This is a genomic window from Nonomuraea sp. LPB2021202275-12-8, from assembly GCF_037044575.1.
Classification (GTDB): domain Bacteria; phylum Actinomycetota; class Actinomycetes; order Streptosporangiales; family Streptosporangiaceae; genus Nonomuraea.
In genome coordinates, this window is record NZ_JBAHWD010000001.1 from 765,980 (window position 1) to 787,421 (window position 21,442).

Annotated in this window: 17 protein-coding genes and 1 pseudogene; 6 read left to right on the plus strand and 12 right to left on the minus strand. The window is 70.7% G+C overall.

Features of this window, described 5'->3' with window-relative positions; genetic code table 11:
• The 5 genes from pgsA to V5E28_RS03630 form a co-directional block, all read right to left on the minus strand.
• Nucleotides 1-573 carry a CDP-diacylglycerol--glycerol-3-phosphate 3-phosphatidyltransferase gene (gene pgsA / locus V5E28_RS03610; protein ID WP_336204866.1) on the minus strand — a complete coding sequence of 191 codons (573 nt, stop codon included), beginning with the start codon at nucleotides 571-573 and terminating at the stop codon, nucleotides 1-3.
• Nucleotides 570-1,979: a 30S ribosomal protein S12 methylthiotransferase RimO gene (rimO, locus tag V5E28_RS03615; RefSeq protein ID WP_336204867.1), complete on the minus strand. Its 1,410-nt coding sequence runs from the start codon at nucleotides 1,977-1,979 to the stop codon at nucleotides 570-572. The genes pgsA and rimO overlap by 4 nt, the downstream gene beginning before the upstream one ends.
• A 46-nt stretch (nucleotides 1,980-2,025) precedes the next feature.
• Nucleotides 2,026-2,814 (minus strand): helix-turn-helix domain-containing protein, encoded by a 789-nt coding sequence (locus tag V5E28_RS03620; protein ID WP_336204868.1) that lies wholly within the window; start codon nucleotides 2,812-2,814, stop codon nucleotides 2,026-2,028.
• A gap of 60 nt (nucleotides 2,815-2,874) precedes the next feature.
• The gene (locus tag V5E28_RS03625) at nucleotides 2,875-5,385 is read right to left on the minus strand and encodes a DNA translocase FtsK (protein ID WP_336204869.1); all 2,511 of its coding nucleotides are present in this window, start codon (nucleotides 5,383-5,385) and stop codon (nucleotides 2,875-2,877) included.
• 102 nt (nucleotides 5,386-5,487) lie between these two features.
• On the minus strand, nucleotides 5,488-5,676 hold the full coding sequence (locus V5E28_RS03630; RefSeq protein WP_336204920.1) for a hypothetical protein: 189 nt from the start codon (nucleotides 5,674-5,676) through the stop codon (nucleotides 5,488-5,490).
• 84 nt (nucleotides 5,677-5,760) lie between these two features.
• Between V5E28_RS03630 and V5E28_RS03635 the strand changes: the two are divergent.
• Together V5E28_RS03635 and V5E28_RS03640 are read left to right on the plus strand one after the other, a co-directional pair.
• Nucleotides 5,761-6,099, plus strand: a pseudogene (locus V5E28_RS03635) (response regulator); the annotation flags it as partial.
• A gap of 345 nt (nucleotides 6,100-6,444) precedes the next feature.
• Nucleotides 6,445-8,886, plus strand: coding sequence for a SpoIIE family protein phosphatase (locus V5E28_RS03640; protein ID WP_336204870.1), 2,442 nt, complete (start codon nucleotides 6,445-6,447; stop codon nucleotides 8,884-8,886).
• On the opposite strand, the gene V5E28_RS03645 is transcribed toward V5E28_RS03640, so the two are convergent.
• Together V5E28_RS03645 and V5E28_RS03650 are read right to left on the minus strand one after the other, a co-directional pair.
• Complete coding sequence (locus V5E28_RS03645; RefSeq protein WP_336204871.1) at nucleotides 8,876-9,817, minus strand: aldose epimerase family protein; 942 nt, start codon at nucleotides 9,815-9,817, stop codon at nucleotides 8,876-8,878. The two genes, V5E28_RS03640 and V5E28_RS03645, sit on opposite strands and share 11 nt — an antisense overlap.
• Nucleotides 9,814-10,785: a LacI family DNA-binding transcriptional regulator gene (locus V5E28_RS03650; RefSeq protein WP_336204872.1), complete on the minus strand. Its 972-nt coding sequence runs from the start codon at nucleotides 10,783-10,785 to the stop codon at nucleotides 9,814-9,816. Before V5E28_RS03650 ends, V5E28_RS03645 begins: the two co-directional genes overlap by 4 nt.
• 226 nt (nucleotides 10,786-11,011) lie before the next feature.
• Between V5E28_RS03650 and V5E28_RS03655 the strand changes: the two genes are divergently transcribed.
• From V5E28_RS03655 to V5E28_RS03670, 4 genes are read left to right on the plus strand one after another with little or no spacing between them, the layout of a single operon-like run.
• Entirely contained in the window at nucleotides 11,012-11,899 is an 888-nt protein-coding gene (locus V5E28_RS03655) for an NAD-dependent epimerase/dehydratase family protein (RefSeq protein WP_336204873.1), read from the plus strand.
• Complete coding sequence (locus V5E28_RS03660; RefSeq protein WP_336204874.1) at nucleotides 11,896-12,774, plus strand: 5-dehydro-4-deoxyglucarate dehydratase; 879 nt, start codon at nucleotides 11,896-11,898, stop codon at nucleotides 12,772-12,774. Before V5E28_RS03655 ends, V5E28_RS03660 begins: the two co-directional genes overlap by 4 nt.
• Nucleotides 12,774-13,820, plus strand: a complete 1,047-nt coding sequence (locus V5E28_RS03665) for a mandelate racemase/muconate lactonizing enzyme family protein (RefSeq protein ID WP_442945764.1) — start codon at nucleotides 12,774-12,776, stop codon at nucleotides 13,818-13,820. The genes V5E28_RS03660 and V5E28_RS03665 overlap by 1 nt, the downstream gene beginning before the upstream one ends.
• Before the next feature lies 1 nt (nucleotide 13,821).
• Nucleotides 13,822-15,708, plus strand: coding sequence for a DUF6807 family protein (locus V5E28_RS03670; protein WP_336204876.1), 1,887 nt, complete (start codon nucleotides 13,822-13,824; stop codon nucleotides 15,706-15,708).
• Between the two features lie 15 nt (nucleotides 15,709-15,723).
• Here the strand turns inward: V5E28_RS03670 and V5E28_RS03675 are convergent, their stop codons facing one another.
• From V5E28_RS03675 to V5E28_RS03695, 5 genes are all read right to left on the minus strand, one after another.
• Nucleotides 15,724-16,812, minus strand: a complete 1,089-nt coding sequence (locus V5E28_RS03675) for an alpha/beta hydrolase family protein (RefSeq protein WP_336204877.1) — start codon at nucleotides 16,810-16,812, stop codon at nucleotides 15,724-15,726.
• A 44-nt stretch (nucleotides 16,813-16,856) separates the two neighbouring features.
• Complete coding sequence (locus V5E28_RS03680) at nucleotides 16,857-18,137, minus strand: Gfo/Idh/MocA family protein (RefSeq protein ID WP_336204878.1); 1,281 nt, start codon at nucleotides 18,135-18,137, stop codon at nucleotides 16,857-16,859.
• A 75-nt stretch (nucleotides 18,138-18,212) separates the two neighbouring features.
• The gene (locus V5E28_RS03685; RefSeq protein ID WP_336204879.1) at nucleotides 18,213-19,502 is read right to left on the minus strand and encodes an ABC transporter substrate-binding protein; all 1,290 of its coding nucleotides are present in this window, start codon (nucleotides 19,500-19,502) and stop codon (nucleotides 18,213-18,215) included.
• Between the two features lie 42 nt (nucleotides 19,503-19,544).
• The gene (locus tag V5E28_RS03690) at nucleotides 19,545-20,414 is read right to left on the minus strand and encodes a carbohydrate ABC transporter permease (RefSeq protein WP_336204880.1); all 870 of its coding nucleotides are present in this window, start codon (nucleotides 20,412-20,414) and stop codon (nucleotides 19,545-19,547) included.
• Entirely contained in the window at nucleotides 20,398-21,384 is a 987-nt protein-coding gene (locus V5E28_RS03695; protein ID WP_442945757.1) for a carbohydrate ABC transporter permease, read from the minus strand. Before V5E28_RS03695 ends, V5E28_RS03690 begins: the two co-directional genes overlap by 17 nt.
• Between the last annotated feature and the right edge of the window lie 58 nt (nucleotides 21,385-21,442).

Below are 21,442 nucleotides of genomic sequence, written 5' to 3' on the forward strand. Positions count from 1 at the left end.
TCACTCCCCGCGTGCTCGCCTGGCCACCTTGCGCAGCTGGAACGCCCGCACGACATAGTCGACGCCCGTCGCCACGGTGACGACCAGGGCGGCGCCCATCGCCACCCAGCGCAGCGGGTCGGGCACGCCGGGCAGGATGTAGAGGACGATCGCGGCGATCTGCAGGACGGTCTTGACCTTGCCGCCATAGCTGGCCGGGATGACCGCGCGCCTGATGAGCACCAGCCTGAGCAGCGTGATGCCCAGCTCGCGGCCGAGGATCGCGACCGTCACCCACCACGGCAGCTCCTCCAGCAGGGAGAGGCACACCAGCGCGGCGCCGGTGAGGGCCTTGTCGGCGATCGGATCGGCGATCTTGCCGAAATCGGTGATGAGCCCGTAGCGTCTGGCCAGCTCGCCGTCGAGGTGGTCGGTGAAAGACGCCACGGCGAACACCGCCAGCGCGGCCAGCCTCCAGCCGGTGCCCGGCAGGAAGAGGCAGACGACGAAGAAGGGGACGAGCGCCAACCTGAGAACCGTGAGGACGTTGGCGATGTTCCACGGGCTCACCACGCGGCGCTCGTCCCTGGTCATGGAACGGCCTTGATTCGTGCGATCAGGTCAACCCCCTCGGCGTCGACCACGACGGCCCGCACGATCTGGCCTCTGACCAGGCCTATGCCCTGCACGGTGACGGAACCGTCGACCTCCGGCCCCTGGTGGGCGGCCCGGCCCTCGTAGCCGCCGTCACCCAGGTCGTCGTCGATGAGCACGTCGACCTCCGTGCCGATCCGCTCCTCCGCGCGCTGTGCGCTGAGCTCCTCGGCCAGCTCGGTGAGCACGCGCACGCGCTCGTCGACGACCTCCTGGTCGAGCTTGCCGTCGAAGCCGGCCGCCTCGGTGCCGTCCTCGTCCGAATAGCCGAACACACCGATCACGTCCAGCCTGGCCTGCTCCAGGAAGCCGACCAGCTCGCCGAACTCAGACTCGGTCTCCCCGGGGAAACCCACGATGAAGTTGGAGCGCACGCCCGCCTCAGGGGCCCGCTCGCGGATCGACTCCAGCAGCCCGAGGAAGCGGTCGGGGTCGCCGAAGCGCCGCATCCTGCGCAGCACGGGGCCGCTGGCATGCTGGAAGGACAGGTCGAAGTAGGGGGCGATGCCCTCGGTGCCGGCCAGCACGTCGATAAGGCCCGGCCTCAGCTCGGCGGGCTGCAGGTAGCTGGCTCGCACCCGGTTGACGCCCTCGACGGCGGCCAGCCTCGGCAGCAGCTTCTCCAGCGCCCTCAGGTCACCGAGGTCCTTGCCGTAGGAGGTCGAGTTCTCGCTGACCAGGACGAGCTCGCGGACGCCGCGATGGGCCAGCCAGTCGGCCTCGGCCACCAGATCGTCGGGGTCTCGGGAGACGTACGCCCCGCGGAAGGCCGGGATGGCGCAGAAGGTGCAGCGCCGGTCGCAGCCGGAGGCCAGCTTGAGCGAGGCCACCGGGCTCTCGTCGAGCCGCTTGCGCAGCACGCGAGGGCCGCTGGCGGGCGCCAGCCCGTCGGGCAGGTCGCCGTGGCCGGGGATGTTGGACCTGGGTGCGGCGGCGCGCTCCACAGGTGAGATGGGCAGCAGGGTGCGGCGATCACGCGGCGTGTGGGGTGTGAGCGGCCGCCCGGCGACAACGTCGTCCAGGCGGCCACCGATGTCGGCGTAGTCGTCGAAGGAGATGACCGCACTGGCCTCTGGCAGCGCGTCGGCGAGCTCGTTGCCGTAGCGCTCGGCCATGCAACCCGCGGCGACCACCTTGGCTCCGGAGTCGGCGGCGGCCAGCAGCGTGTCGATGGAATCCTTCTTCGCCGAGTCGATGAAGCCACACGTGTTGACGACGACGACGTCTGGGTCGTCGTCGCCCAGCTGCCAGCCGGCAGCCTCGAGTCGCGCGGCCAGCTCCTCGGAGTCGACCTCGTTGCGCGCGCAGCCCAGAGTGATCAGCGATGCGGTTCGGCGGGATGACATGGTGAACACTACGGTATCGGGAGTTGGCCACCACCCGCTGCACGGGCTACCGGGCTCGTGACTTGGCGGGGCCGAAAGAGCGCTTCACCATCTCGCCGCTGCGGCCCGCCGGACCCAGGTTCTTGCCGTTGACCTGCAACGACACCGCACCGCCGTCGCCGATGAGCAGATTCATCTTCAACGCCGTACGCCAGGTCGAGCTCCTGCCCGCCTGCAACGTGCCGGCGAACATCTTGCGCCCCTTGGCGTCGCGGACGTTGAGGTAGGAGGCGCGCTTGGCCTTGACCTTCACCACGACCAGGTCCTCCTTGGCGATGGCCTGGGCCTTGGGCGGCGAGCGGCGCGGCTCCTCGGTGAACGGCGAGTTGGGCGGCACGCTGGGCGCTCCCGTGGCGTGCCGCACGCCCGCCGTCCGCACCTGGTCGGAGGCGCCGCCCATGACCCTCACGACGCCGAAGACCACCACCACGGCCACCGCGACGCCCAGCGCCATCGTCCAGCTCGGGCCGCGCCGCTCGCCCAGCCGGAGCGCGCGGTCGGCCTGGAACACCGCCGCGGCCCGGACCGGCACGGGAGCGCCCCCGTGCTCCTGGTCGTAGAGATGGATGACCTCGTCCGGATCGAGCCTCACGGCCTTGGCGATGGCCCTGACATGCCCCCTGGTGTAGAAGTCGCCCTCGAACTGCGAGAGGTCGTCACGCTCGATGGCGTTGATGATCGCCTCCCGGATGCGCGTGGTCGCGCTCAACTGCGCGACCGTCAGCCCCGCCGACTGCCTGGCTGCCGCCAGCATGGCCCCAGTGCTCTGCTCCTCCACAGCAAACGCCTCCCCCACCACGACGTAGCGTAGTGGTTCATATTCAACCAGTAAGCTCCGGGGAGGAGTGCATTGGGGTCATTCGCCACGCAGGTCGGCCAGCAAACCCGGGAGGTCGTCGGGCTTCACCAGCACCTCGCGAGCCTTCGAACCCTCGCTGGGACCGACCACGTTGCGGCTCTCGAGCAGGTCCATCAGCCGCCCCGCCTTGGCGAAGCCGACGCGCAGCTTGCGCTGCAGCATCGAGGTCGAGCCGAACTGGGTGGTCACGATCAGCTCCGCGGCCTGGATCACCAGGTCGAGGTCGTCGCCGATGTCATCGTCGATCTCCCGCTTGACCGGTGCCGCGGCCACGTCGTCGCGGTATTCGGCCTGCATCTGCGTCTTGCAGTGCGCGACGATCCCGGCGATCTCCTTCTCCGAGACGAACGCGTTCTGGATGCGGATCGGCTTGCTGGCCCCCATCGGCAGGAACAGCGCGTCGCCCTGGCCGACCAGCTTGTCGGCGCCGGGCTGGTCGAGGATGACGCGGGAGTCGGTCAGCGAGGAGACCGCGAACGCCAGCCGGGACGGCACGTTCGCCTTGATCAGGCCGGTGACCACGTCGACGGAGGGCCGCTGGGTGGCGATGACGAGGTGGATGCCGGCCGCGCGGGCGAGCTGGGTGATGCGGACGATGGAGTCCTCGACGTCGCGGGGGGCGACCATCATGAGGTCGGCCAGCTCGTCGACGATCACCAGCAGGTAGGGGTAGGGCTGGTAGACGCGCTCGCTGCCCGGCGGCGGCTGCAGCTTGCCGGCCCGCACGGCGGCGTTGAACTCGTCGACGTGCCTGAAGCCGCTGGCGGCCAGGTCGTCGTAGCGCCTGTCCATCTCGCCCACGACCCATTCGAGGGCCTCGGCGGCCTTCTTCGGGTTGGTGATGATCGGCGTGATCAGGTGGGGGATGCCCTCGTAGACCGAGAGCTCCACGCGCTTGGGGTCGACCAGCACCATGCGCACCTCGTCGGGCGTGGCGCGCATGAGGATCGAGGTGATGAGCCCGTTGACGCAGACGGACTTGCCCGCGCCGGTGGCTCCCGCGATCAGCAGGTGGGGCATCTTGGCGAGGTTCGCGACGATGGTGCGGCCCTCGACGTCCTTGCCCAGCCCGACGATCATCGGGTGGTGGTCGGCCTGCGCCACCTGGGCTCTGAGGACGTCGCCGAGCGCCACCAGGTCCTTGTCCGCGTTCGGGATCTCCACCCCGATCGCCGACTTGCCGGGGATCGGCGACAGGATTCTGACATCCGCGGATTTAACGGCATAGGCGATGTTCTTGGTGAGGGCGGTGACCTTCTCCACCTTCACGGCCGGGCCCAGCTCGATCTCGTAGCGCGTCACGGTCGGCCCGCGGGTGAAGCCGATCACCTGCGCGTCGATGGTGAACTGCTCCAGCACGCTGGTCAGCGCGTTCACCACGGTGGTGTTGGCCTTGGTCTGCGGCTTGGGCAGGCTGCCCGGCTTGAGGAACTGCAGGTCGGGCAGGAGGTACGGGCCCGTCTGCGGCGAGAGCACGAGCTGCTCGACCTTGCGGGGCGCGGGGGTGGGGTGCGGCGGCTCCTTCTTGACCGGAGCGGGCTCCTCCTCGTCCACCAGCCCCGGCACGATCTCCGGCGAGTGGCCCTCGCGCTTGGCGTTCTTGGGGTCGTCGTCGGCCAGCACCGGCGTGTCGTACGGCTTGACCAGGTCGCCGGGCTCCGGGCCGGTCTTCTTCGGCTTGGCGCGCTTCCTGGGCTGCTGGGGGGACGTGCCGTCGGGCGTGTTCCGCTCGAGCAGCATGTGCTTGAGCTCGCCCAGCCGCTCGGGGATGCGGTGCACGGGCGTGGCGGTGATCACCAGAATGCCGAATCCCGACAGGAGCAGCAGCAGCGGAATCGTGATCCACTGCGGCAGGATGCTCATCGGCGGCGCCGACACGATGAACCCGACGAGACCACCCGCCTGCGACACCCTGTCCATCGTGTTGCTGGCGTCGCCGGCCGGATAGGGGGTGCCGTTGGCGACGTGGATGACGCCGAGGACGCCGACGAGCAGCGCGCTCCACCCGATCACCATCCGGCCGGTGTCGGCGTTCTGGTCGGGGTGGCGCAGGTAGCGCCAGGCCAGCAGGCCGAGCAGCAGCGGGAGCGCCCACGCCAGCGAGCCGAACACGGCGTGCAGGACGGTGTTGACGGCGTCGGAGACCCCGCTCCCGGTGTCGCGCCAGGTCATCGCCGCCAGCACGATCGCGCCGGCCAGCACGGCCAGGCCGACGCCGTCGCGCCGGTGCGCCGGGTCGAGCTCGCGGGCGTTCTTGCCGAGCGCCCTGGCGGTGCTGCCGATGCCGTTGGCGAGCAGCATCCACAGCCCGACGATGAGCTTGCCGATCATGGTGAAGACCCAGCTGATCGGGTCCTGGTGGGTCATCGACGGCTTACGTGCCGGCGCAGCCCCCTTCGCCCTGGGCCGCCCCGCCGACGTGGCTCCCCGCTTCGCGGGGGTCGAGCGGGACGAGGGCGACCGCTTCGCCGGCCCCTTCGATGCGCTTTTCGGCGTACGGGTGGCCATGATGCCAAAGGTACGTCGGAGACCCCCGCGAAAGCACCGGGACGCGCCGGTCACCGGCAATGTCGCCCCAATATCGCCCGTACGTCTCCCGTACGTCTCCCGTCAGAGGCGGATCGTGTCGAAGGACCGCCGTATCTCCGCCACCCTCTCGGCCAGCTCCTCGATGGCCTTCCGGAGCTCGGCATCGCCGTTGCAGGAGCCGGTCAGGCCGTCGAGGCGGGCATGCACGGCGCCGAGCCGTTCGGAGAACTCGGCGAGCACACCCGTGCAGCACCACGCCGCATGGCCCACCGCGGAACCGGGCGACGACCTCTGGCACTCGGCGGCCAGGCTCTCCGAGCTGCGGGACGGGCCGGTCGGCGCGGCCTTCTCCGGCAGGCGGTGCTCATCGTGGACGACGACATCCGCAATGTCTACGCGCTCACGCACGTGCTCGGCCGGCTCGGCGCGGAGGTGGTCTACGCGGAGAACGGCAGGGAGGGGATCGAGATGCTGGAGCGCGCGGAGAAGATCGCGCTGGTGCTGATGGACGTGATGATGCCGGAGATGGACGGCTACGAGACCCTCCGCGCCGTGCGGGAGATGCCCAGGTTCGCCGAACTGCCGATCATCGCGCTGACGGCCAAGGCCATGCCCGGTGACCGGGAGAAGACGATCTCCTGCGGCGCCTCGGACTATGTGTCTCGGCCCGCTGCTCGTCCGGCTCGGCCGTGACGGTGGAGGTGAGGCACCTGGCGGGCACGTACAGCGTGAACGTGCTGCCCAGGCCGGGCCGGCTGCTGGCGTGCAGCTCGCCGCCGAGCAGTCTGGCGATCTCGCTGCTTCCAGGAACGGATCCGCCGGCGCCTCCAGGCACTGGCGGAAGTTGCCGTCACGCAGTTGCTGCAGGCCCATCAGCAGGGGCGCAGGTCCGATTCGCGGAGCGTTCCAGTCGCAGACGGGGAGCTCAACCTGGCGACCATGAGGGGCCTTCTTCATAACTGGAGGTATGAGAGGCTCTCAGTCTGCCACTCTGAGAGTGACCGAACTGCCACATCGAGTGATGTTCTAGGACGTTGAGTGGACACGACCCGGGAGTCGAGCACCGCCTTCGACGGCACGCCGCATGCTCCGGCGGCAGCGCGCCGATTCGTCCGCCAGGTGCTCGGCGAGTGGCGCCTGAGCCATCTGGCCGAGGACGCCGTGCTGCTGACCAGCGAGCTCGTCACCAACGCGGTGGTCCACGCGGGCACCGACATCGAGCTGACGTGCCGCCTGGACGCCGACGCCGCTCCGCCCAAACTCGAGATCGAGGTCGACGACCACCACCCGACCCGTCAGATCCTCGACGGCGAGCCGCCGCCCGCGGACCCCATGTCCACCTCCGGCCGCGGACTGGCGCTGGCCGGCATGCTGGCCGACGCCTGGGGGGTCACCTACACCAGGACGGCCAAGCGGGTCTGGGTGCGCATGGAGTTCGCCGACGCGCACGAGGTGCCCTCGCCGCCGTCGCTCCCGGCGCCCCGCCCGCCCGTCGACGGGCTGCACGTCGCGGTCGTGGTGGCCGACGCCGACCAGCGCGTCGTCTCGTGGAACTCCGACGCCGAGTCCCTGCTCGGCTGGACGGCGGCGCAGGCCGTCGGCCGGCCGCTGGAGGAGCTGGTCGCCTGGCGCGGGCACGGGCCGTACGCGCTGTCGCTGACCGACACGCTCGGCCTGAGCCGCTGGCGCGGGGAGGCGCGGATGCGCCATCGCGACGGCAGGTTGATGCCCGTCTACGTCTCCCACCTGCGCACCGATGGTCGGGCCGAGCACCGGCGGTCGATCTGGATGGTGGCCGGCAGCGAGCACGGGTTCGTCCTGGCCTCGCCGCCCGCGCCGTACAGGCGGGAGGCGGGCAGGCGGATCAAGGACCTGCTCGACGAGGACAGGCCGCTCACCGAGCTGCTCGACACCATCGCGCAGATCGTCCAGCTGTCCAGCGGGGGCGACGCCGCCTACGTGCTGCTGCGGGCCGACGGCTGCAACCGGTTCGGCGTGGCGGCCGGCGCGGGCGCCACGGCCGGGCTGGTGGGCGTGCTGGCGGCGGGCGTGTTCGACCCCGACCGCAAGACCCCGGCCCTGGTGGACGACCTGCTCGCCGTGGACGTCGAGCTCGCCCAGCGGCTGGAGGCGAGGTCGCTGGCGTGCGCCCCGCTCCTGGTGGCGGGCGAGGTCGTGGGCCATCTGGCGGTGACCGCCGCCCAGCCCACCCGCTTCGAGCAGGACCTGACGGTCAGCCTGCGGCACATCGCCGACCAGGTGGCGGTCACGGTGCAGCGCGAGCGGCTGGCCGAGCAGGAGCGAGCCCACCGGGGCAGGCTCTCCTTCCTCGCCGAGGCGGGCGAGCTGCTGGCGGGCGTGCACGACGAGGAACTCCTCGCCGCCCTGGCCGCGCAGCTCGTGGTGCCGAAGATCGCCACCTGGGCGGCGGTCTACCTGACCGACCTGGCGGGCATGACCAGGCTCGCCCACGTGTGGCACAGCGAGGAGCGGCACAACGCCGAGCTGCGCAAGTCGCTGCCCGCCATCCCGCGCTCACCGCTGAGCGAGGTCACCTGGCCCGTCGGCCAGGAGACGGTGCTGGCGTTCCCGCTGCTGACGCAGGGCAAGTCGCACGGCGCGCTGGTGATCGGGCGGGCCGAGCCGACGTTGCCGCTGGAGCTGGCCGACCTGCTGGCCGACCTGTGCCGCCTGGTCGCCCTCAACCTGCACACCGCCATGCTCTACGCCCGGCAGGCGACCACGTCGCGGGTCCTCCAGCGCAGCCTGCTGCCCATGCGGGTGGCGCCGATGCCCGGCCTGGAGTCCGCGGTCATCTACCGGCCCGCCGAGGAGGGGGCCGACGTCGGTGGTGACTTCTACGACCTGTTCACCGTGGCCGACCACTGGTGCTTCGCGCTGGGCGACGTGTGCGGCAGCGGCCCGGAGGCGGCCGCGGTCACCGGGCTGGCCCGCCATGCCGTCCGGCTGCTGGCCAAGGAGAACTACACGGTGGCCGACATCCTGGACCGGCTCAACCAGACGCTGCTGGAGGATGGCGACGACAGCCGCTTCCTCAGCCTGCTCTGCGGCGAGCTGACCCCGCTGCCGCAGGGCGGGGCGCTGTGCACGATCGCCTCCGCCGGTCACGTGCCGCCGCTGCGGCTGCGCCCCGACGGCAAGGTGGAGGTGATGGCCAAGCCTCAGCTGCTGCTGGGCATCGAGGCCGACGCCCGTTTCTACGTGGAGACGTTCGAGCTGGCTCCCGAGGAGGTGCTGCTCTGCGTCACCGACGGCGTCACCGAGCGCCGGGACGGCAAGCGGCTGCTGGATGACGACGACGGCCTGGCGCACCTGCTGTCGGGCTGTATCGGGCTGAGCGCCAACGCCGTCGCCGAGCGGGTGCGGCAGGCGGTCGACTCCTTCGCCGCGCACCCGTCCAGAGACGACGTGGCGCTGCTGGTGCTCAGGGCGATGCCCGCCCGGATGATCAGCCCGTGAACGCGTAGGTGGTGGTGGAGGTGAAGCGCTCCCCCGGCCTGAGCACGGTCGAGGGGAACTGCGGCTGGTTGGGCGAGTCCGGGAAGTGCTGGGTCTCCAGGCAGAGCCCGGCGTGCGGCCCGTAGGAGGTGGTCTCGCCGTCGAGCATGCCGCCCGCGTAGAACTGCACCCCGGGCTCGATGGTCGTCACCCGCATGGTGCGGCCGCTGACCGGCTCGACCACGCTGATGTCGCCGTCCAGCACGAAGCAGTGGTCGTAGGCGCCGTCGATCCTGGCGCCCACGGCGTGGGGGGTGATGAAGTCGAACGGGGTGCCCTTGACGGGGGCCGGCTCGCCGGTGGGGATCTTGTGGTCGTCCACCGGGAGGTAGTGCTCCGCGTCGATCCGCACCACGTGGCCGAGCACGTCGCCCCCGCCGGCCAGGTTGAAGTAGGAGTGGTTGGTGAGGTTGAGGACCGTCGGCGCGTCGGTCTCGGCGGTGTAGTCCAGGCGGATGGCGTTGTCGGCCAGCGTGTAGGTGACCGAGGCGGTCAGCGTGCCGGGATAGCCCTGGTCGCCGTCGGGGCTGGTCAGCGTGAGCGTCACGGACGAGTCGGTGACGCCGGAGACCGTCCAGACCCTCTTGTCGAAGCCCTCGATGCCGCCGTGGAGGCTGCTGGGTCCGTTGTTGGCCGGCAACCGGTATTCGACGCCGTCGAGGGTGAAGCGGCCACCCGCGATGCGGTTGCCGTATCTGCCGACGACCGCGCCGAAGTAGCGGCTGCGGGTGAGGTAGTCCTCCAGCGTCGGCAGGCTGAGCACGACGTTGACGCCCGACACCTCAAGCGTTTGCAGAATCGCGCCGTAGCTGAGCACCGAGGCGCGCAGCCGCCCGGATGACAGGACGTGGCGCTCGACGGGCTCCCCCGATGGGAGCGTTCCGAAGATCATGAATGGGTCTCCCCCGTTGACTCGCGGACGATCAGGCTCGTCTCCAGCACCGTAACGCCGCTGGTCGACTCGGAGTCGACCGACTGGAGCAGCAGGTCCACGGCGATTCGCCCGGCTGCGGCCGTAGGCATCGCGATGGTGGTGAGTTTGGGGCGGCTCAGCCGGCCGGGCACGATGTCGTCGACGCCGATCACGCTGATGTCGCCCGGCACGTCGATGCCGCGCTCGGCGAGCCCTTCGATGAGCCCGATGGCGACCAGGTCGTTGTAGGCGAGCACCGCCGTCGCGCCGGAGGCGATCACGTCGGTGACGGCGGCCAGCCCACCCTGCTCCGTGGGCGGGTTGGGACCGAGGAAGGTGACGTCGGCCTCGTTCATCGCGGCGGCCGCGGCCTGCATCTCCTTGCTGGTCCACGAGCCGCTGGGGCCGGTGACGAGCGCGAGCCTGCGGTGGCCGAGGCCGGTGAGGTGCTCGACGGCGAGCCTGACGCCGCGTCCCACGTCCATCAGCACCGTGGGCATGCCCTTGACCCTGCGGTTCACCACGACGAAGGGGATCTCTTCGCGCAGGCGCTCGATGGTCCTGTTGGTCAGCCGGGGGCTGCACAGCAGCACGCCGTCGACCTGCTTGGTGAGGGTCTGGATCAGCTCCTCCTCCACCTGCGGGTCCTCGTCGGTGTCGGCCACGAACACGTGGTAGTCACGCATCCTGGCCTGCGCCTGGGCGGCCTTGATGAGGGGCGGGAAGAAGGGGTTGGCGATGTCGGCCACGATGAGGCCGATGTTGTGGGTGCGCCCGGTCGTCAGCGCCCGCGCGGCCCGGTTGGGCCGGTAGCCGAGGTCCTCGGCGATGGCGAGCACCCTGGTGCGCGTCACGGGGTTGACCAGATGGGGTGCGGAGAATGCGCGTGACACCGTGGAGACGTGCACGCCTGACGCCTCCGCCACGTCACGAATCGTCACCGCCACGCTTGGCCTCCGAGCATGCCCTGTACATTAATGCAAGCGCTTGTATCTCTGTCAATGGACGAGCGATCACGCCACGCATACCGTCAAAAGCCACCATATCCGTTTGTATGAGCACCGGTTACCCGGCGGCCGGGACCGGCGCGGCTTGACGTTCTCCCGACCCCACCTCGATACTTTTTGCAACCGGTTGCGGTATCCGACCCCCTTGCAGGAGGGTGAGCTAGCGATGACACGAACACTGGTGACAGGCAGCGCCGGAAGGCTGGGGCGCAGCCTGGTCACCACACTGGCGCAAGCAGGTCACGAGGTGATCGGCGTCGACGTCACCGCCGGCACACCGGACGAAGCGGCGGCCACCCTCCCGGCCGACCTGACGGATTTGGGCGAGGCCTATGACGTCATGGCGCGCTTCCGCCCCGACGTGGTGGTCCACCTGGCCGCGATCGCGACCCCGTTCAGCCGGACCGACGGCCTGACCTTCCGCACCAACACCCAGCTCGCCTTCAACGTGTGCGAGGCGGCGAGCAACCTCGGTGTCGGCCGGGTGGTCGTGGCCAGCAGCCCCACGGTCATCGGCTACGGCGCGCCCTCGGGCTGGACCCCGAGCTACCTGCCGATAGACGAAGAGCATCCCGCCAAGCCGTGGAACTCCTACAGCCTGTCCAAGCTCGTGGCGGAGCAGACGATGGCCGCCTTCGCCCGAGACTCGGAGACCAGGTTCGCGGCCGTGCGGCCGTGTTTCGTGGTGGCGCCCGAGGAGTGGGCGGGAGCGCCCACGCAGTCGGGTCACACCATCGCCGATCGCCTGGACCGGCCGGAGATCGCCGGGGTCTCGCTGTTCAACTACATCGACGCCAGGGACGCCTCGGACATGATCTCCGTGCTCATCGAGCGGCTCCCCAGCCTGCCCAACGGCGAGGTGTTCTTCGCGGGCGCCTCCGACGCGCTGGCCCGGCGGCCACTCGCCGAGCTCCTGCCCGCCGTCCTGCCCGCCACCAAGCCCAGCGCCTCCCCCCTGACCGGCACCTGCCCAGCCTTCACCTCGGCCAAGGCCGAGCGCATGCTCGGCTGGACCGCCAAGCGCAGTTGGCGCACCGAACTGGAGATCGGATGAACCTCAGCGGAGTCCTCTTCTTCCCCGTCACCCCGTTCGCCCCGACTGGCGAGCTGGCCGAGGACGTGCTGGCCGAGCACATCGCCCGCGGCCTCGAACACGGCCCCGGCGCGGTGTTCGCGGCGTGCGGCACCGGCGAGTTCGCCGCCCTGTCGGGGGCCGAGCACGCGGCCGTCGTCCGGGTGGCCGCCGGGACCACACGGGGCAGGATGCCCGTGTTCGCGGGCGCCGGCGGGCCGCTCGGCGCCGCGCTCAACCAGGCGGCAGCGGCGCGCGAGGCGGGCTGCGACGGCCTGCTTCTCATGCCTCCCTACCTGTCCATGAGCACGCCGGCGGGCTTCCTGGCCTATGTGCGAGCGATCGCCGCGATCCTGCCGGTCGTCGTCTACCAGCGCGGCTCGGTGGTGCTCACCCCCGAGCAGGCGGTGGAGCTGGCCAGGGTGCCCGGCGTGATCGGGCTGAAGGACGGCCTCGGCGACATCGACCTCATGCAGCGCATCGTGCTCGCCATCCGCAGGGAGATCGGCGACGACTTCACCTTCTTCAACGGGCTGCCGACGGCCGAGCTCACCATGGGCGCCTACCGCGGGCTGGGGATCGAGCTCTACTCCTCCGCCGCGTTCGCCTTCGCGCCCGACATCGCCACCGCCTATCTCAACGGCGCCGAGCACCTGCTCACCGAGTTCTACGAGCCGCTCGTACGGCTGCGCGCCAAGGTGCCCGGCTATGCCGTCGCCCTGGTCAAGGCGGGGGTACGGCTCGGCGGGCTGGACGCCGGGCCGGTGCGGCCTCCGCTGGTCGACGCCTCGCCCGAGGACGTGGCCGAGCTGGAGACGCTGATCAAGCACGGGCGATCGCTGGCCGGTGGGTCGTGATCAGCGACCTCACCGTCACCTCCCACACGGCCGCGCTGCCACGGCCGTGGGGGCCGGACGTGCCCGCCAACCACGTGATGGTCGTCGAGGTCACCCTGGACGACGGCCGCACGGGCACCGGGTTCTCCTGGACCCCCCAGATCGGCGCGCGGGCCGTGCGGGCGCTGCTCGAGCATGACATCCGCGAGGCGGTGATCGGCCTGGACCCGCACCCGGAGGTGGTGTGGGACCGGCTCTGGCGGCACCTGCGCGAGGCCGGACCGGGCGGGATGACCACGGTCGCGCTGGCCGGGGTCGATCTCGCGCTGTGGGACCTGCGCTGCGGCGACCGCGGCCTGGTGGAGGTGCTGGGCCGGCGCAGGGACAGTGTCCCGGTGTACGGCAGCGGCGTGAACCTGCACTACACGCTGGACGAGCTCGTCGCCCAGGCCGGCCGCTGGAAGGCCGCGGGCTATCCGGGCGTGAAGATGAAGGTGGGCAGGCCGGACCTGCGCGAGGACGTGGAACGGGTGGCCGCGGTCCGCGAGGTGATCGGCCCCGACACGCTGCTCATGATCGACGCCAACCAGCGGTGGGACCTGCACCGGGCCCGCCGCGCCGTCGACGCGCTCGCGCCGTACGACCTGCACTGGCTGGAGGAGCCGCTGCCCGCCGACGACGTGCCCGCCCACGTCGAACTGCGGCGGTCGGCGGACGTGCCGATCGCGGTCGGCGAGAACGTCTACACCGTCTACGGCTTCCGCGACCTGCTGGCGGCGGGCGCCTGCGACATCGTGCAGCCCAACGTGGTCAGGGTGGGCGGGATCACACCGTTCCTGCGCATCACCGAGCTGGCCCGGGCCTACGACGTGCCGGTCTACCCGCACCTGCTGCCCGACCTGTCGGGGCAGCTCGCGCTCGCGCTGCCGCTGCCGTGCCTGGCCGAGGACGTCGAGGACGCCTCGTTCGCCGCGCTCGGGCTGCTCGCCGAGCCGTACCCTGTCCAGGTTGACGGCGCGACGCTGCGCGCCGGCGAGCACCGGGGCCTCGGCCTCCGCTGGAGGTGACATGCGTGTCGTGCTGGCCGGAGCCCGCGGCTTCGGCGCCAACTACCTGGACCGGCTGCGGCGGCTGACCCACCTGGTGCGGCTGGTGGGCATCTGCGACGTGCTGCCGGTCGAGCCGGAAAGCCTCGAAGGGCTCGGCTCCCCGGAGATCTCCGGTGACCTGCCCGAGCTGATCAAGCGGACCGGGGCGCAGATCGCGATCCTCGCCACGCCCATCCCCACCCACGCGGACCTGACGCTCGCCGCGCTGGAAGCGGGCGCGCACGTGCTGGTCGAGAAGCCGACCGCGGCCACGCTGGCCGACTTCGACCGGATGGAGCGGGCCGCGAGCGCGGCCGGGCTGGCCTGTCAGGTGGGCTTCCAGAGCCTCGGCTCGGCGGCGGTGCCCGCGGTACGCGAGCTGATCGCGGACGGCGCGATCGGCCGGGTCACCGGCATCGGCGTCGCCGGCTCGTGGCCGCGGCCCGCCGCCTACTTCACGCGCAGCGCCTGGGCGGGCAGGAGGGTGCTCGACGGCGTGGACGTGGTCGACGGGGCGCTCACCAACCCGTTCGCGCACGCGCTGGCCACCGCGCTGGCCGTCGCCGGAGCCGAGGAGCGCGGCGCCGTCGCCTCGGTGGAGACGGAGCTCTTCCACGCCAACGCGATCGAGTCCGACGACACCTCCGCCATCCGCGTCACCCTGGCCGGCGGCACGCCGATCGTGGCGGCCGTGACCCTGTGCGCGGCCGAGCGGGACGAGCCCTACGTGGTCGTCCACGGCGAGCGGGGACGCATCAGGCTCACCTACACCATGGACGAGGTCCAGGTGAACGACGGGCCGGTGCGGCGGTTCGGCCGCACCGACCTGCTGGAGAATCTCGTCGAGCACCTCTCCTCCGGCCGCGAGCTGCTCGTGCCGATCCACAGGACCGGCGCGTTCATGCAGGTCATGGAGGCCATCAGGGTCGCCCCCGAGCCGCTGCCGATCGCCGACGACCACCAGGACCTCTCCGGCGAGGGGCGGGTGCTGCCGGACATCGCGCGGGTGGTGGACACCTGCGCGGAGCGGCTGACGCTCTTCTCCGAGCTGGGCGTGAGCTGGGCAGTCCCCCTCATCGTGCGGGGCGCCGTGGTGGCGGACTACACCACCGCACCCGACCTGCCGCTCACCGCCGCGCCGCGGCCCTACCTCCATCCGGTACGGACCCTCGGCGGCGTCGTGGTCACCGAGGTGCGGCCGCAGGACCACCCGCACCACCTGGGCGCGGGAGTGGCGGTCACGGATCTGGGCGGGCGCAACTTCTGGGGCGGCCGCACCTACGTCCGTGACCAGGGGCCGGCCTGGCTCGACGACCACGGGGTCCAGCGGCACGTGGCGTTCACGGCGCGGGACGCCTCGGGCTTCACCGAGACGCTGCTGTGGGAGCGACCCGGCGAGGAGCCGCTGGTGCGCGAGGAGCGGACCGTCGGGGCCGTCCCGCTGGCCGGGGGGTGGGCGCTGGACTTCGCGTTCACGCTGCGCAACCTGACCGGCGAGCCGCTGACGGTGCGCAGCTCGGCCACCAAGGGGCGGGCAGGCGCGGGTTACGGAGGGTTCTTCTGGCGCGCTCCCGCGGACTCGAAGGGGCTGCGGGTGTTCACCGCGTCGGCCGAGGGCGAGGAGCGGGTGCACGGCTCTCGCGCGCCCTGGCTGGCGCTGTCGTCCGAGGAGTGGACGCTGCTGTTCGTGCAGGACAGCGACCCGTGGTTCGTCAGGGTGGCCGAGTATCCGGGCGTGGGGACCGCGCTGGCCTGGGACACGCCGCTGGAGTTCGCCGAAGAGCTCGCCCGCAGGGTCACCGTGGTCGTCGCCGACGGCCGGCTGTCCCCCGAGGAGGCCGCCGGCCTCGCGGCCGGGAGGCGATGAGGCCGGTCTTCGCGGTCACGGCCTGAGGCGGTCGGCCAGCCAGGCGAAGGCGTGCTCCTGCATGGCCTGGTCGAAGGCGTGCGGGGCGTCGAAGAACACGCCCTCGTAGCCTCCGGCCGGGTAGCGGCGGGAGATCGCCTCGTGCGCCCTGCGCATGCCCTCGGGCGGGAACAGCTCGTCCCGCTCGCCGTACAGCGCGAGAAGCGGTCGCGGCACGCGGGCGGCCACCAGGGCGGGCCAGTCGCACAGCCGCGACAGGCCGGGAGGGTAGAGCATCCAGGTGTGCGAGGCGACGTAGCCGTCGAGCAGGTCGCGGTAGGAGGAGATCATCGCGGCGATCGCCACCGCGCTGACGTCGGGGTCGAACGCGCCGAGCAGGCCGGCCCTCAGCCCGCCCCCTGACAGGCCCACACAGCCGACGGGGCCGACGTCGGGCCTGCCGCGCAGGTAGGCCGCCGCGGCCAGGTCCTCGCCCGCCACGACGCCCGCCAGGGAGGTGCCGAGCAGCGTGCAGTACTTCTCCAGCACGTGCTCATGGTGCCCGGCCGCGACGTCGTAGCGGTCGGCCGGCGACAGCGCGGGGTCGGCGGCCAGTGCGGTCACCCGCTCGGGCATGTCCTCCAGCGCGAACCGGCGGCTGCCCCAGCCGACGACGTCGTGCGCCAGCACCGCGAAGCCGCGCCTGGCCAGCTCGCAGGCGTAGGCGCGGCCGCCGTAGATCTGCTCGCGCAGCCGCGCCACCTCGGGCGTGGGCGGCTCGGGGCCGTCGGCGATCTTCTCCTTGCCCGCCCACTTCATGCCCGCGTGGCAGTGCAGCGCGAGCACGCCGGGCAGCGGACCGGCGGCCTCCCGTGGTCTGAGCAGGTAGGCGTGGGTGCGCGGGCCGTACCCGACCGACCAGGACAGCTCCTCGCCGGCCAGGTCGCCCGCGGTCCACGTACGCTCGGTCCGGACGTCCTCGGCGGTCAGGTCGAGCGTCCCGATGGCGGCGCGGGCCGCCTGCCTGAGCTCGGGTCCCGGTGCGGCGTCGGGGAACGCGCCGCTCTGGTGCGCCGCCACCTCGGCGAGCCCGGAGTAGGCGCCGAGGTGCCTGAGCTCAGCCACGCCGCCGCCCGGCCGCGCCCGTCATGCGCACCGTCCGGTACGGATCACGCATCGGCCAGGCGGGTGCCCTCACCGCTGAGGTGGACGGGGCGGCCGGTGGTGGCCGAGCGGGTGGCGGCGACGCCGACGAGCACGCTGCGGATGCCGTCGCGGTAGCCGGCCGGACGGCCGAGCGGGTCGTCGCCGGGGCCGCGGAAGACGTCGTCCAGCAGCAGCCGGTCACCGCCGCCGTGACCGCCCGCGCCCTGCTCGATCGGCACCTCCTCGCGCTCCTGCCAGTGCCGGTGCACGGTCAGGCGCTCCCAGGCCCCGGACGCGTGCTCCTTGCCGGCGGCGCTCGGGTCGATGGCCGCGTGCGGCGGGGTCCAGGCCCGCTCGCAGACCTCCAGCTCGATCCGGCCCTGCGTGCCGTTGAAGGCCACCCGGTAGCCCTCGGACGGGGCGTGCGCGGTGAGCGAGTAGGTGAGCGTGGCCCGGTTGGCGTAGCGGACCAGGACTGACATGTTGTCGTCGATGTCCACGCCGGGACCGAAGACGTCCTGGTCGCGGATGTAGCCGTCCTCGTGCTCGGCGTCCAGGTAGAGGCGCTTGAGCCGCTCGTCGGCGGAGATGTCCAGGATGAACGGGTCCGTGCCCAGTCCTGGTGCGCCCTGGCCGCGGTCCGGGCGCGGCCCGCGGGGCAGGGCCTGGCCGTAGAAGCGCAGGTCGGTCTGGGCGAAGACGAGCTCGGGCGCCGCGCCGAGCCACCAGTTGACCAGGTCGAAGTGGTGGGTCGACTTGTGCACGAGCAGCCCGCCGGAGCTGGCGCGGTCGCGGTGCCAGCGGCGGAAGTAGTCGGCGCCGTGGATGGTGTCGAGCGTCCACTCGAAGTGCACGGAGGTGATGTCGCCGATCGCGCCGGTGCTGATCAGCCGTTTGACGGCGGAGTTGCGCGGAGAGTAGCGGTAGTTGAACGTCACCACCAGTTTGCCCGTGCTGCGCTCGGCCGCCTCGGCGATGGCCGCGCAGCTCTCGGCGTCCACGGTCAGCGGCTTCTCCACGACGACGTCGAGCCCCGCGTCCAGGGCGGCGATCACGTAGCGGGCGTGGGTGGCGTCGACCGTGCAGACCACGACGGCGTCGGCCATCTCCAGCACCTTGCCGTAGTCCCGCGGCTCGAAGCAGGGCACCGGGCTGCCGATGCGCTCGGCGTAGTAGTCCATGCGGGTCTGGTTGGTGTCGCACAGGGCGACGATCGTCCCGGTGTCCTGCCAGTCACCCAGCAGCGCGTCGACGTACATCTGCGCGCGATGGCCGAGGCCGACGATGGCGTACCTGGTGCTCAACTGCTCTCCCCGATCGAGACGGCGGCCGGGGGCCCAGATGAGGACCCCCGGCCATGGTGGATCACTTGCGAGGTGTCAGCCCGCGATGGCGGCGTTCGCCTCCGTCAGGAACTTCTGCGCACCCTCGTCCGGAGTCGCCCGGCCGAACAGGACCTCCTCGGAGTTGCGCTTGAGGATGTCCTCCATCTCCAGCGCGCCCTTCGGCGGGGCCTCGATCGGGCTGAGCTCGCTCCTGACCTCGTCGATGAAGGCGAGGGTCTTCTGGTCCACGGGCGGGAGCTTGTCCTTGACCGTGGCCAGTACCTTGGAGTTGGTGGGCAGGCCGCGGTCACTCAGCAGGATGGCGGCGGCGTCGGGGTCGTTGACGAGGAAGTCGATCAGCTTGGCCGCCTCGGCGGGGTGTTCGGTCTTGGCCGAGGCCGTGTAGAACATGGCGGGCTGCAGGAACATCCCGCCGGTGGTGGCGCCCTCCGTCTTGGGCATCCGCAGCAGGGTCATCTCCTGGCCCGACGACTTGGCCAGGGCGTTGAGCTGGTTGCTCCACCACATGCCCATGGCGCCCGCGTTGGTGCCGAGGAGCGACTGCTCGGGACCGGTGGCGCCGATCTCCGCGCTCTTGGCGGCGTCCGGCGAGCCCTTGCTCTCGATGAGCTTCTGGTGGATGGCCCACCAGGACTTCAGGGTTTCCACCGAGATGCCGATCTTGGTGCCGTCGTAGAACTTCTCACCGCGCTGGGCCGCGTAGATCTGCAGCCAGCCGGGGTTGTAGTTGTACTCGGCGCCGGTGACGCCATCGCCCGCGGCCGAGATGTCCTTGGCCAGGTCGGCCCACTGGTCCCAGGTCCAGGAGCTGTCGTCGGGCAGCTCCTTCTTGGCCTTCTCCAGCGCCGCCGGGTTGGCGATCATGGAGAAGGCGTTGACGCCGGTCGGGATGGCGAACTGCTTGCCCTCGATCTGGCCGCTGGCGAGCACCTGCTGGTCGAGGTCGGCGGAGGGCACCTTGCCCGAGAGGTCGGCCAGGGCGCCGCGGCCCGCGTACTCGCTGAGGCCGCGGATCTCGATGCTCATCACGTCGGGCGCGTCGTTGGCGGCGACCTTGGTGGCGATCTTCTCGTAGTAGCTGTCCCAGTTGGAGAAGTCGCCCTCGACGTCGATGGTCGGGTTCTTGGCCTCGAACTTCTTGATGACCTCCTCGGTCAGCTTCTGCCGGGCGTCGCTGCCCCAGTAGGCGAAGGTGATGGACACCTTCTCGCCCTCGGCCCCTTCGCCGCCACCGCCGCCACCGCCACAGGCGCTGGCCGTCGTCATCACGGCCACCGAAAGCAGGGCGACCGTCCACATCGTCTTGCGAGAGCTGAGATTCACAGCTCTACCTCCTCTTGGAGAGTTGCAGGGGGTGAAGAGGAACTACTTCAATCCCGTGGTCGCCATGCCCCTGATCAGGTACTTCTGCCCCGCCAGGAAGAACCCGAAGATCGGGCCCAGCGACACGATCGACATCGCGAACATCGGTCCCCAGGAGGACTCACCGCTGGAGTCCAGGAACTGGCGCAGCGCGACGGCCACCGTGAGATTGTCGGAGTTGGTGAGGTACAGGTTCTGGCTGAAGAAGTCGTTCCAGGTCCAGATGAAGGTGAAGATGCCGGTCGTCGCCAGGGCGGGCATGCACAGCGGCAGGATGACCTGCCCGAACACCCTCCAGTAGCCGGCGCCGTCGATGGCCGCGGCCTCGTCCAGCTCCCTCGGCAGCGTCCGGATGAACTGCACCATGAGGAAGATGAAGAACGCGTCCGTCGCCAGGAACTTGGGCACGATCAGCGGCCAGATCGTGTTGATCCAGTCGAGCTCGGCGAACACGATGTACTGCGGCACGACCGTCACGTGGTGCGGGAGCATGATCGAGCCCAGCATGACGGCGAACCAGATCTTCTTCAGCGGGAAGTCCAGCCGGGCGAAGGCGTAGGCGGCCAGCGAGCAGGCCACCAGGTTCGCCACCACCGACAGGCCTGTGATGACCGCGGAGTTCCACAGGTAGTAGCCGAAGGTGTGCTTGAGCGCTGTCCAGCCCTCGCTGTAGTTGTCCAGCGTCACCTCGCTGGGCCACAGGCCCGGCTCCCGGAAGATGAGCTCCTCCGGCTTCAGCGAGCTGGAGATCATCCAGAAGAGCGGATAGAGCATGATCAGGCCGAAGCCGATCAGCAGCAGGTGCTTGAGCAGGCGGCTCCCCCGCGGCATCGGGCGGAACAGGAGCGGAACCGGCTTACTTCGTGTCGCCATAGAAGACCCAATACTTCGACGCGAGGAAGTTCACGCCGGTCAGGCCGGCGATGATGAGCAGAAGGACCCACGCCATGGCGGCCGCGTAGCCCATCTCGTAACTCTTGAAGCCCTTCAGATAGAGGTACAGCGTGTAGAAGAGCGTGGAGTCGACCGGTCCTCCGCTGCCGCCGCTGACGATGAACGACTGCGTGAAGGACTGGAACGACTTGATCACTTCCAGCACCAGGTTGAAGAAGATGATCGGTGTCAGCAGCGGCAGGGTGATCGAGCGGAACTGGCGGAGCTTGGTGGCTCCGTCGACCGCCGCCGCCTCGTAGTAACTGCTCGGGATCTGCCGCAGCCCCGCCAGGAAGATCACCATCGGCGCGCCGAACGTCCACACGTGCAGGAGGATCAGCGTGCCCAGGGCGGTGTCCGGGTCGGACACCCACCCGGGACCCTGGATGCCGAAGATCGAGAGCACTCCGTTGACCAGGCCGTCCGTGCCGAAGATCTTGCGCCACAGGATCGCGATGGCCACGCTGCCGCCCAGCAGCGAGGGCAGGTAGTAGACGGACCGGTAGAACGTCAGCCCGCGCAGTCCCCGGTCGAGTGCCAGGGCGAGGGCCAGGGCGAAGATCAGCTGCAGCGGGACCGAGACGACCACGTAGATCGTCGTCACCTTGAGCGAGGTGAGGAACCGGGTGTCCTCGAAGAACATCTCCTGGTAGTTGCCGAGCCCGACCCACTTGGCCTCCTCCAGGAGGCTGTAGTCGGTGAACGACAGGTACAGCGACGCCAGGATCGGCCCCACTGTGATCACGAAGAGGCCGATGAACCACGGCGCGAGGAACACATAGGCCGCGCGCGCCTCTCGCCGCCTGTGAACGTTCACATGGGGAGCGCGGCGTCGGCGTCCTGGCGGTTGAGAATGCGCTCGCGTGGTCGCGACCGCACGCTCCGGGGTCACAGAGATTGATTCGGACATACATCCCTCTTCCAGGCCCAGCCCGGCACGGCGGGATCGGATAGCGCCTTCCTATAGG

What these genes read in the sequence shown, in the direction of transcription:
- pgsA (WP_336204866.1), bottom strand. Translation starts at nt 573, where the DNA reads ATGACCAGGGACGAGCGCCGCGTGGTGAGCCCGTGGAACATCGCCAAC.
- rimO (WP_336204867.1), bottom strand. Translation starts at nt 1,979, where the DNA reads ATGTCATCCCGCCGAACCGCATCGCTGATCACTCTGGGCTGCGCGCGC.
- V5E28_RS03625 (WP_336204869.1), bottom strand. Translation starts at nt 5,385, where the DNA reads ATGGCCACCCGTACGCCGAAAAGCGCATCGAAGGGGCCGGCGAAGCGG.
- V5E28_RS03645 (WP_336204871.1), bottom strand. Translation starts at nt 9,817, where the DNA reads ATGATCTTCGGAACGCTCCCATCGGGGGAGCCCGTCGAGCGCCACGTC.
- V5E28_RS03655 (WP_336204873.1), top strand. Translation starts at nt 11,012, where the DNA reads ATGACACGAACACTGGTGACAGGCAGCGCCGGAAGGCTGGGGCGCAGC.
- V5E28_RS03660 (WP_336204874.1), top strand. Translation starts at nt 11,896, where the DNA reads ATGAACCTCAGCGGAGTCCTCTTCTTCCCCGTCACCCCGTTCGCCCCG.
- V5E28_RS03670 (WP_336204876.1), top strand. Translation starts at nt 13,822, where the DNA reads ATGCGTGTCGTGCTGGCCGGAGCCCGCGGCTTCGGCGCCAACTACCTG.
- V5E28_RS03690 (WP_336204880.1), bottom strand. Translation starts at nt 20,414, where the DNA reads ATGGCGACACGAAGTAAGCCGGTTCCGCTCCTGTTCCGCCCGATGCCG.
- V5E28_RS03695 (WP_442945757.1), bottom strand. Translation starts at nt 21,384, where the DNA reads ATGTCCGAATCAATCTCTGTGACCCCGGAGCGTGCGGTCGCGACCACG.